Source organism: Hoylesella shahii (assembly GCF_937990675.1).
Classification (GTDB): Bacteria; Bacteroidota; Bacteroidia; order Bacteroidales; family Bacteroidaceae; genus Prevotella; species Prevotella shahii.
In genome coordinates this window covers 1-9,527 of the sequence record NZ_CALKQY010000053.1, presented here as the reverse complement: position 1 = coordinate 9,527, position 9,527 = coordinate 1, and the positions used below count along the sequence as shown (strand labels likewise).

At 45.3% G+C, this 9,527-nt stretch carries 15 protein-coding genes; all 15 read right to left on the bottom strand.

Features of this window, described 5'->3' with window-relative positions; translation table 11 throughout:
- Nucleotides 1-38 precede the first annotated feature (38 nt).
- Complete coding sequence (gene rpsQ, locus QME03_RS07850) at nucleotides 39-296, bottom strand: 30S ribosomal protein S17 (RefSeq protein ID WP_009231166.1); 258 nt, start codon at nucleotides 294-296, stop codon at nucleotides 39-41.
- Nucleotides 297-309: 13 nt separating this feature from the next.
- Nucleotides 310-504: a 50S ribosomal protein L29 gene (gene rpmC / locus QME03_RS07845; protein ID WP_009231167.1), complete on the bottom strand. Its 195-nt coding sequence runs from the start codon at nucleotides 502-504 to the stop codon at nucleotides 310-312.
- A 3-nt stretch (nucleotides 505-507) separates the two neighbouring features.
- Nucleotides 508-936, bottom strand: a complete 429-nt coding sequence (gene rplP / locus QME03_RS07840) for a 50S ribosomal protein L16 (protein ID WP_009231168.1) — start codon at nucleotides 934-936, stop codon at nucleotides 508-510.
- A gap of 15 nt (nucleotides 937-951) precedes the next feature.
- Complete coding sequence (gene rpsC / locus QME03_RS07835; protein ID WP_025815512.1) at nucleotides 952-1,686, bottom strand: 30S ribosomal protein S3; 735 nt, start codon at nucleotides 1,684-1,686, stop codon at nucleotides 952-954.
- A 7-nt stretch (nucleotides 1,687-1,693) separates the two neighbouring features.
- Nucleotides 1,694-2,098: a 50S ribosomal protein L22 gene (gene rplV, locus QME03_RS07830; protein ID WP_025815511.1), complete on the bottom strand. Its 405-nt coding sequence runs from the start codon at nucleotides 2,096-2,098 to the stop codon at nucleotides 1,694-1,696.
- Nucleotides 2,099-2,130: 32 nt separating this feature from the next.
- Nucleotides 2,131-2,397, bottom strand: coding sequence for a 30S ribosomal protein S19 (rpsS, locus tag QME03_RS07825; protein WP_009161014.1), 267 nt, complete (start codon nucleotides 2,395-2,397; stop codon nucleotides 2,131-2,133).
- Nucleotides 2,398-2,411: 14 nt separating this feature from the next.
- Entirely contained in the window at nucleotides 2,412-3,236 is an 825-nt protein-coding gene (rplB, locus tag QME03_RS07820) for a 50S ribosomal protein L2 (RefSeq protein ID WP_025815510.1), read from the bottom strand.
- A 7-nt stretch (nucleotides 3,237-3,243) separates the two neighbouring features.
- Nucleotides 3,244-3,588 (bottom strand): 50S ribosomal protein L23, encoded by a 345-nt coding sequence (gene rplW, locus QME03_RS07815; protein WP_281723997.1) that lies wholly within the window; start codon nucleotides 3,586-3,588, stop codon nucleotides 3,244-3,246.
- Between the two features lie 15 nt (nucleotides 3,589-3,603).
- Complete coding sequence (rplD, locus tag QME03_RS07810) at nucleotides 3,604-4,233, bottom strand: 50S ribosomal protein L4 (RefSeq protein WP_281723996.1); 630 nt, start codon at nucleotides 4,231-4,233, stop codon at nucleotides 3,604-3,606.
- The gene (gene rplC / locus QME03_RS07805) at nucleotides 4,233-4,847 is read right to left on the bottom strand and encodes a 50S ribosomal protein L3 (protein ID WP_281723995.1); all 615 of its coding nucleotides are present in this window, start codon (nucleotides 4,845-4,847) and stop codon (nucleotides 4,233-4,235) included. The genes rplD and rplC overlap by 1 nt, the downstream gene beginning before the upstream one ends.
- Nucleotides 4,848-4,978: 131 nt before the next feature.
- Entirely contained in the window at nucleotides 4,979-5,284 is a 306-nt protein-coding gene (gene rpsJ, locus QME03_RS07800; protein ID WP_009237623.1) for a 30S ribosomal protein S10, read from the bottom strand.
- 98 nt (nucleotides 5,285-5,382) lie between these two features.
- The gene (fusA, locus tag QME03_RS07795; RefSeq protein WP_281723994.1) at nucleotides 5,383-7,497 is read right to left on the bottom strand and encodes an elongation factor G; all 2,115 of its coding nucleotides are present in this window, start codon (nucleotides 7,495-7,497) and stop codon (nucleotides 5,383-5,385) included.
- Nucleotides 7,498-7,521: 24 nt separating this feature from the next.
- A complete protein-coding gene (gene rpsG / locus QME03_RS07790; RefSeq protein WP_273149164.1) occupies nucleotides 7,522-7,998 on the bottom strand; it encodes a 30S ribosomal protein S7 in 477 nt (158 codons plus the stop codon).
- A gap of 286 nt (nucleotides 7,999-8,284) precedes the next feature.
- Nucleotides 8,285-8,668, bottom strand: a complete 384-nt coding sequence (gene rpsL / locus QME03_RS07785) for a 30S ribosomal protein S12 (protein WP_025815504.1) — start codon at nucleotides 8,666-8,668, stop codon at nucleotides 8,285-8,287.
- A gap of 645 nt (nucleotides 8,669-9,313) precedes the next feature.
- The coding region (locus tag QME03_RS07780) for a transposase (RefSeq protein WP_281723993.1) at nucleotides 9,314-9,527 on the bottom strand (214 nt) is incomplete at its 5' end.

Below are 9,527 nucleotides of genomic sequence, written 5' to 3'. Positions count from 1 at the left end.
ATCACATACTGTAAGTCTTGATTCTGCTTGTATCATAATTACTTAGCCTTTTCAATTATTTGAACTAATCTCCATCGCTTCGTTTTGCTCAAAGGACGGGTTTCCATGATAAGAACCGTATCGCCGATGTTGGCTTCGTTCTTCTCGTCATGAACATGGTACTTTTTCGTCTTTTGAACGAACTTACCATATATTGGGTGCTTCTCTTTGAACTTAGCTGCAATAACAATGGTTTTATCCATCTTGTTGCTCAAGACAACACCCTGTCTTACTTTTCTTAAATTTCTTGTTTCCATCTGTGGACCATTATTATTTGTTAAGTTCTCTCTGACGAAGTTCCGTCTTCATGCGAGCGATGTCGCGACGAGCGCTTTTGATCTGCGATGGATTTTCAAGCGGGGTGATGTTATGGTTGAGCTTCATCTGGTCGTAAGCTGCCACAGCATTCTCCAGCTTCTCGGCCAAGTCCTTGGTCTCGAGTTCTTTTAGTTCTTTCATCTTCATATCTTAAGCGTTTTTATCGTAATCACGTCTAACAACAAACTTGGTTTTTACGGGAAGTTTTTGAGCTGCAAGGCGGAGTGCCTCTTTAGCGATATCAAAACTTACACCTTCCACTTCGAAGAGGATGCGACCGGGAGTAACAGGTGCTACCCATCCGGCGGGATCTCCCTTACCCTTACCCATACGCACGTCGGCGGGCTTACGGGTGATAGGTTTGTCAGGGAATATGCGAATCCAAACTTGGCCTTCGCGTTGCATGTATCTGTTCACGGCCACACGTGCTGCTTCAATTTGGCGGCTATCTATCCATTTAGCTTCAAGTGTCTTGATGCCGAACGAGCCGAATGCCAATTGCGTGCCACGGCTAGCGTTACCTTTATTGCCGCGACCGTCTTGTGGTCTTCTATATCTTACTCTTTTGGGCTGTAACATAATAACTTCTTACTTTTAGCGGTTATTGTTTCTCTTTCGATTACCGCGGCCAGAACGGCCACCAGCGTTATTAGAACGGCCACCACTTTGTTTGTCCTGAGTAAAATTAGGTGTGAGGTCACGTTCTCCGTAAACTTCACCACGGCAAATCCATACCTTAATACCCAGAAGTCCAACCTTGGTCAGTGCCTCTGCTTGACAGTAATCGATGTCTGCACGGAATGTATGCAGAGGAGTACGTCCTTCCTTATACATTTCCTTACGGGCCATTTCGGCGCCGTTGAGACGTCCTGTGATTTGAACTTTGATACCCTCGGCACCAGCACGCATTGTGTTTTGAATAGCCATCTTGATAGCACGACGGTAAGCAATCTTACCCTCTACCTGGCGAGCGATGTTATTCGCAACGATTGTGGCATCGATATCAGGTCTCTTCACTTCGAAGATATTGATTTGGATATCCTTCTTATAGAGTTTTTTAAGCTCTTCTTTGAGCTTGTCAACGTCTTGTCCACCTTTACCAATGACGATACCTGGGCGAGCAGTGCAAATGGTGATGGTAACCAACTTTAGGGTACGTTCGATGACGATGCGCGAAACGTTAGCCTTAGCCAAACGTTCATTTAGATACTTACGTATCTTCATATCCTCAACGAGATTGTCGCCGAAGTTCTTTCCACCAAACCAATTTGAGTCCCAACCACGGATAATACCTAGACGGTTGCTTATCGGATTAACTTTCTGTCCCATTATCTATTTATTTTTCGTCGTTAGTTTTGGCGTCAACAAACAAAGTAACGTGGTTTGAACGCTTACGGATACGATATCCGCGACCCTGTGGAGCGGGTCTCATGCGCTTCATCGTCACGCCTTCGTCAACAAACACCTTGCTTATGTAAAGTTCTCCTTCGTCAGCCTTGCGGTCGTTTTTCGTCTCCCAGTTAGCAACAGCCGAACGCAACAGTTTTTCTACATCTGCTGCAGCTTGTTTCTTGGAGAACCTGAGCACGCCAAGGGCACGGTTAACCTCCATTCCGCGAATCATGTCTACAACGTAGCGCATCTTGCGAGGGGAAGAAGGAACGCCCTTAAGCTTGGCAAAATACAAATTTTTTAGGGCCTCTTTTCTTTTTTCAGCCGCATTATGTTTTCTTGCTCCCATTATTATTTCTATAATTTTAAATGGTTATCCCCTTATTTCCTGTTACCAGAGTGGCCGCCGAAACGACGCGTGGGAGAAAACTCGCCCAGCTTGTGGCCAACCATGTTCTCGGTAATGTAGACAGGGATGAATTTGTTTCCGTTATGAACTGCCACCGTGTGACCCACGAAATCGGGGGAAATCATCGATGCCCTAGCCCATGTCTTAACGACACTCTTCTTGCCACTCTCGTTCATAGCGAGAATTTTCTTCTCGAGTGATACGTTTATATATGGTCCTTTTTTTAATGAACGACTCATAATTTACTCTTTAATTATTTTTTAGCTCTTTCAATAATATACTTGCTAGACTGCTTCTTGGGTGCGCGTGTCTTGAGACCCTTAGCATACAAGCCCTTGCGCGAGCGTGGGTGTCCACCGCTCTGACGGCCTTCACCACCACCCATGGGGTGATCAACAGGGTTCATAACAACACCACGGTTGTGTGGGCGACGTCCCAACCAACGCGAACGACCAGCTTTACCTGATTGTTCCAATGCGTGGTCAGAGTTACCTACACTACCCACTGTAGCCTTACAAGCAGAGAGAACCTTACGGGTCTCGCCTGAAGGAAGCTTAATAACACAATAACTGCCCTCACGAGAAGTCAACTGAGCAAAATTACCAGCCGAACGAACCAACAGGGCGCCTTGTCCGGGGCGCAATTCAATGTTGTGAATTACGGTACCAACAGGGATGTTTGCCAAAGGGATGGCGTTTCCAATCTCAGGAGCCGCCTCCGAACCTGACAACAATGTGGTACCCACTTGCAGTCCATTGGGAGCAATAATGTAACGCTTTTCGCCGTCAGCATAATACAACAAAGCGATACGAGCCGAACGGTTCGGATCGTATTCAATTGTCTGAACTACGGCGGGAACACCATCTTTCTCTCGCTTAAAGTCGATTGCACGATACTTTCTCTTATGACCACCACCCATATAGCGAACAGTCATCTTACCGGTGTTGTTTCGACCACCAGTTGAGCGTTTTCCGCAAACGAGAGACTTCTCTGGCACGGATGCAGTAATCTCCTCGAACGTGCCAATAATCTTGTGTCTTTGTCCCGGGGTTACCGGTTTAAACTTACGTACTGCCATTTCTTATTTAAATATTGCTGTAAAAATCAATTTCGTCGCCAGCCTTTAAGGTGACGATAGCCTTCTTGTAAGCGCTCTTTTGTCCTCTCACGAGGCCTGCACGAGTATAACGGCTTGAACGCTTACCCGCATAACGCATCGTGTTTACATCCAACACGGTTACATTATACAAGTTCTCTACTTCGCTCTTAATCTGCAGCTTGTTGGCATCGGGACGAACGATGAAACCATAACGAGGCGTTGCTGCCTTGGTTCTCACTTCACCTTTAACCTTATAGCTCTTTTCGCGAGAAGACTTTTCTGTAATTGCCGTCATCTTCTCGGTGACGATAGGTTTTATAATAAATCCCATTTCTTTTGTCTCCTTTTACTTGTTTAAGATTCCGTCGATGGTCTCCAACGATTTCTCAGTAATTACAAGCACATCAGCATTCAACACCTTATAGGCATTGAGAGCGCTGGCTGTCATTACTTCTGAACGTTGCAAATTACGAGCCGACAAATATACGTTTTTATTCACAATTGGCAAAAGAAGTAAAGATTTACGTTCTCCTAATTGAAGATTTTTAACTATATTTACAAATTCTTTTGTCTTAGGAGCTGCCATTTCAAAGTCTTCTACAACAATGATGGCATTTTCTTTTGCCTTATAGCTCAATGCAGACTTACGAGCCAAAACCTTCACTTTCTTATTCAGCTTGAAGCCGTAATCGCGGGGTTTAGGACCGAATACACGAGCACCACCAACAAGAACAGGCGAGTTGATATCGCCACGACGTGCACCGCCGCCACCCTTTTGGCGACCGAGCTTACGGGTTGAACCGCTCATCTCGCTTCTTTCCTTCGTTTTGGCTGTGCCTTGGCGTTGGTTAGCGAGATACTGCTTCACGTCTAGATATAGAACGTGGTCGTTGGGCTCGATGCCGAAAATCGCGTCGTTGAGCACAACTTTCCTTCCGGTCTCTTGACCGTTGATATTCAATACGCTAACTTCCATTATTTCTTAATTAAAAGGGTTGAACCATTGCATCCGGCTACACTACCTTTCACGAGGATAAGGTTGTGCTCAGGAATTACCTTTAACACTTTAAGGTTCTGAGTTGTTACTCTGTCACCTCCCATTTGGCCGCCCATACGCATGCCCTTGAACACCTTTGCAGGGTAAGAACAAGCACCGATAGAACCCGGCTTACGGGCACGGTCGTCCTGTCCGTGTGTAGTTTGGCCTACACCACCGAAACCATGACGCTTAACAACTCCTTGGAAACCCTTACCTTTAGAGGTTCCTACTACGTCTACAAACTCGGCGTTTGCGAAGAGTTCCACCGTGATGGTGTCGCCCAGATTGTAATCCGTATCAAACTTGAACTCGGCCAAGTGCTTCTTTGGTGTTGTGCCTGCCTTTTCAAAGATACCTGCCATCGCCTTAGTGGTGCGGCTTTTCTTTGCTTCTCCGTATGCCAACTGAACTGCTTTGTAGCCGTCGTTCTCTACGGTCTTAACCTGGGTAACAACACAAGGACCAGCTTCGATAACAGTGCACGGTACATTCTTACCGTCGGCACTGAAAACGGATGTCATTCCGATTTTTCTTCCAATTAATCCTGGCATTTCAATAATATATTAATAAAATAAATAGTTTAAATGTTTATAAGCTGCAGATTGGATTCGAGCATAATGGTTGTTTTACCTTTCGGCTTTTATTGTTAGACAACCGATCGTTGCTCTTGTCATCGTTTTTACTACACCTTGATTTCTACTTCAACACCACTGGGCAATTCTAGCTTCATCAAAGCGTCTACAGTCTTGGCCGTTGAGCTATAAATGTCGATCAGACGTTTGAAATCTTGCAATTGGAATTGTTCGCGGCTCTTCTTGTTAACGAATGTGCTTCGGTTAACGGTGAAGATGCGTTTGTGAGTTGGCAAGGGGATTGGTCCGCTTACGATTGCACCTGTGGCCTTTACAGCCTTAACGATTTTCTCTGCTGACTTGTCCACCAACTTGTGGTCGTAACTCTTCAGCTTAATTCTAATTTTCTGACTCATGTCGATTAAGTTGTTTTAAAATAATTATTGGGTAGAGGAACGAAGTACGCCGGTTAAGAGTCATTCGCTAACCTACGTTTCGTTCCTCTGTTATGAAGTTACACCAAGTCGGTGCGACCTTTTACTTCCTCTAGCACCACCTTAGCAATTGAGCTTGACAGTGGTGAGTGGTGATCGTATTCCATCGAGCTTGTTGCGCGACCCGATGTAATGGTACGCAATGCGGTTACATAACCAAACATCTCGGCCAATGGCACTTGTGCTTTCACGATGCGTGCACCGCTACGAGCTTCGTCCATACCTTCTACTTGACCACGGCGTTTGTTCAAGTCACCGATTACATCACCCATGTTTTCCTCGGGAGTAACCACTTCTACCTTCATGATAGGTTCCATCAATACAGGACCTGCCTTAGGACAAGCGTTACGATAGGCGTTGATAGCGGCCAATTCGAACGAAAGTTGGTCTGAGTCTACTGGGTGGAACGAACCATCGGTCAACGTTACCTTCAGGTTTTCCATTGGATAACCACCAAGTACTCCGTTCTTCATTGCGTTTTCGAATCCCTTTTGTACCGAGGGGATAAATTCCTTAGGAACGTTTCCGCCCTTAACCTCGTTCACGAATTGGAAGTTACCTTCCTTGAAGTCTTCGTCTTTAGGACCAACAGTAACGATAATATCGGCAAACTTACCGCGTCCACCACTCTGCTTCTTGTACACTTCACGAAGTGTAACGGGCTTGGTGATAGCCTCTTTGTAGTTAACCTGGGGCTTACCTTGGTTACATTCTACCTTAAACTCACGCTTCAGACGGTCGATAATGATATCCAAGTGCAACTCACCCATACCCGAAATAATGGTCTGACCACTTTGCTCGTCGGTACGAACGGTAAATGTTGGGTCTTCTTCAGCCAGCTTAGCCAAACCGTTGTCAAGTTTAGCGATGTCTGCTTGACTCTTAGGCTCAACGGCGATAGAGATAACCGTATCGGGGAAGGTCATCGATTCGAGCACGATAGGTGCGTTCTCGTCACAAAGCGTGTCGCCTGTGCGAATATCTTTGAAGCCTACACCTGCGCCAATATCACCAGCGTCGATGCTTTCCATCGGGATTTCCTTGTTAGAGTTCATCTGGAACAAGCGGCTGATGCGTTCTTTCTTACCCGAACGAGAATTGAACACATACGAACCTGCCTCAACCTTACCCGAGTAGACGCGGAAGAACACCAAGCGGCCCATGAATGGGTCGGTAGCAATCTTAAACGCCAATGCCGATGTAGGCGCGTCCTCTGAAGGCTTACGCTCTTCTTCTTGGTCGGTATTGGGGTTAACACCTACGATAGCTACTGTATCTAGTGGTGAGGGCAAGAATGCGCAAACATAGTCCAAGAGGGGTTGCACACCTTTGTTCTTATAAGAAGAACCCAATACCATAGGAGTAAGATCCATCGAGATTGTAGCCTTACGGATAGCTGCGATAAGCTCTTCTTCAGAAGGTTCAACACCTTCAAGATACTTCTCCATCAGCGCATCGTCGTAGTTAGCTGCATTCTCAATCATCTTGTCGTGCCATTCCTTAGCCTCGTCAAGCAGGTCGGCGGGAATTTCTTCTATGCTGTATTCAGCACCCATCGTTTCGTCGTGCCACAAAATAGCCTTCATCTTGATGAGGTCTACCACACCTTTGAAGTTTTCTTCTGCACCGATAGGAATTTGCACTGGGCAGGGGTTTGCACCCAAGATGTCTCTCATTTGTTGAACCGTCTCATAGAAATCAGCTCCCGAGCGGTCCATCTTGTTTACGTATCCAATACGTGGAACGTTATATTTGTCAGCCTGACGCCATACAGTTTCCGACTGAGGTTGCACACCGTCGGCAGCCGAATAGGTAGCTACAGCGCCGTCGAGAACACGCAATGAGCGTTCCACCTCAGCGGTAAAGTCAACGTGTCCCGGAGTGTCAATGAGGTTAATCTTAAACGAGTTACCACCATAGTTCCAGTTACAGGTTGTTGCTGCTGAAGTAATAGTTATACCACGCTCCTGCTCTTGCGCCATCCAGTCCATGGTAGCAGCGCCATCGTGTACCTCACCTATCTTGTGGGTTTTACCCGTATAGAAGAGAATACGTTCAGAAGTTGTGGTTTTACCGGCATCAATGTGAGCCATGATACCGATGTTACGTGTCAAATGTAAATCGCGATTTGCCATTGTCTTTTGTATACCTATTTATGATTAGAATCTGAAATGTGCGAATGCGCGGTTAGCCTCTGCCATGCGGTGCATATCTTCCTTACGCTTGTAAGCTCCGCCTTGGTTGTTGTAGGCGTCCATAATTTCTGCAGCCAGCTTGTCGGCCATGGTCTTACCACCACGTTTGCGGGCATAAGAAATCATGTTCTTCATCGAGATACTCTCTTTGCGATCAGCACGAATTTCGGTAGGAACTTGGAACGTAGCACCACCAATACGGCGGCTCTTCACCTCCACTTGAGGAGTGATGTTGTCCAAAGCCGTCTTCCAGATTTCCAGAGGCGACTTTTCTTCCTTCTCCATCTTAACCTTTACGGTATCAAGGGCATTGTAGAAAATCTCGTACGATGCATTTTTCTTACCATCGTACATCAAGTGATTAACGAACTTAGAGACCTTTTGGTCGTTGAACACGGGATCGGGAAGGATCACGCGCTTCTTTGGTTTTGCTTTTCTCATTTTTGTTTTGAAAAAAAATAATTCTGCGTGGGGTTGTCATCGTTCTTCAACTTCCGCACTCGGATGTTTACTCAACCTTTTAAACAATTCACCAGCAAAACGGGTTATAATTTTTGATGCCTTTATCGTCTGCACCTCGACGTTTCTGTTTACTTTCGTTTCAGAATAAGTTTTTAAGCCTGTAAACCCCGGCAAACACCTCTCGCCTAGCCCCGAAGTTCTTGCTACTGCAAGCCTTACCAGCATAAGGGTTCACGAACTTAAAAACTTATATGGCTCGCTTTAATTATTTTTTAGCGGCCTTAGGACGTTTTGCGCCATACTTAGAACGACGCTGCGTACGATTTGCTACACCGGCGGTATCAAGTGTACCACGAACGATGTGATAACGAACACCAGGAAGGTCTTTTACACGACCGCCACGAACAAGCACGATGCTGTGCTCTTGCAAGTTGTGACCTTCGCCTGGGATGTACGAGTTAACTTCCTTTTGGTTTGTCAAACGTACACGGGCAACTTTACGCATTGCCGAGTTAGGCTTTTTAGGGGTTGTGGTGTATACACGAACACAAACGCCACGACGTTGAGGACAAGAATCCAACGCAGGCGACTTGCTCTTTTCCACAAGCACCTTTCTGCCTTTTCTTACTAACTGTGAAATAGTAGGCATAATTTTACTTTTTAATTTTATATATTATTTTCGTTATTATCAAGCGAATACAGAAACGACACAATATGCCTTTTCGGGGTGCAAAGTTACTAACAATTATCCTAACCACCTAACATACATCGCTTTCATTTTAGTTCATCAGAGGATATTTTGATTTATTTAAACATTATTAACAACCAGTACAGCCATTACACCATGCGAACGCCCCTCTAAGGTATCTCCCACCCCTCCTTATTCGCAGTAGTAATGCATGGCATTTTTGCCGTTTGTGTGTTGCGATTGCGCTGCTTTTAATTTCTTGTTACATTCTTTTTTGTTCCCTCCTTCTGTTGTACATGAGCTATGTTGCATAACATAAATAGGTGTTTTATCGGCAGCGTCTTTTCTCCTCACCTCTTTATTATAGCCAATACACACCTATTGTTGACGGCCTTGCCCCTATGCTCGCTCTTATTTCAGCTTTCTAACATCTGCTTATTGCATAGTAGCTCCCCCACTTGCGCGTTGTATAGTTGTATAAAGGCGAGTTATTTGTATTCCATAATAATGGTGTCGCAATTCTCCTTATTATATAATAAGGTGTAGTAAAATATAGCTTCTGCTTTTTCTTGCACATTATTACGCCAGTTCAGGATAAGGATTTGCCTAGAAAAGTTCCAATTGCCTACTCTTTTCAATGCGCATGGGCAGTACCTCGGCCTTATTCTCGAAGAAACAGTATGCAGCCAATGCCACACAGAGATTCATGAGAAAGTTATGCACGGAGCGATGGCGTGAATAGACAAGGTTGGCCTTGTTCTTAAACAGTTCGTTGATGCATTCTATTATATATCGCTTGCGCAGCATCATCTTGTCCCAC

Bases quoted from the DNA above. Each gene is read 5' to 3' on its own strand.
- rpmC (WP_009231167.1), bottom strand. From the start codon at position 504: ATGAAGATGAAAGAACTAAAAGAACTCGAGACCAAGGACTTGGCCGAG.
- rplD (WP_281723996.1), bottom strand. From the start codon at position 4,233: ATGGAAGTTAGCGTATTGAATATCAACGGTCAAGAGACCGGAAGGAAA.
- rplP (WP_009231168.1), bottom strand. From the start codon at position 936: ATGTTACAGCCCAAAAGAGTAAGATATAGAAGACCACAAGACGGTCGC.
- rpsS (WP_009161014.1), bottom strand. From the start codon at position 2,397: ATGAGTCGTTCATTAAAAAAAGGACCATATATAAACGTATCACTCGAG.
- rpsC (WP_025815512.1), bottom strand. From the start codon at position 1,686: ATGGGACAGAAAGTTAATCCGATAAGCAACCGTCTAGGTATTATCCGT.
- rplB (WP_025815510.1), bottom strand. From the start codon at position 3,236: ATGGCAGTACGTAAGTTTAAACCGGTAACCCCGGGACAAAGACACAAG.
- rpsJ (WP_009237623.1), bottom strand. From the start codon at position 5,284: ATGAGTCAGAAAATTAGAATTAAGCTGAAGAGTTACGACCACAAGTTG.
- rplC (WP_281723995.1), bottom strand. From the start codon at position 4,847: ATGCCAGGATTAATTGGAAGAAAAATCGGAATGACATCCGTTTTCAGT.
- rpsG (WP_273149164.1), bottom strand. From the start codon at position 7,998: ATGAGAAAAGCAAAACCAAAGAAGCGCGTGATCCTTCCCGATCCCGTG.
- rpsL (WP_025815504.1), bottom strand. From the start codon at position 8,668: ATGCCTACTATTTCACAGTTAGTAAGAAAAGGCAGAAAGGTGCTTGTG.
- fusA (WP_281723994.1), bottom strand. From the start codon at position 7,497: ATGGCAAATCGCGATTTACATTTGACACGTAACATCGGTATCATGGCT.
- rplW (WP_281723997.1), bottom strand. From the start codon at position 3,588: ATGGGATTTATTATAAAACCTATCGTCACCGAGAAGATGACGGCAATT.
- rplV (WP_025815511.1), bottom strand. From the start codon at position 2,098: ATGGGAGCAAGAAAACATAATGCGGCTGAAAAAAGAAAAGAGGCCCTA.
- rpsQ (WP_009231166.1), bottom strand. From the start codon at position 296: ATGGAAACAAGAAATTTAAGAAAAGTAAGACAGGGTGTTGTCTTGAGC.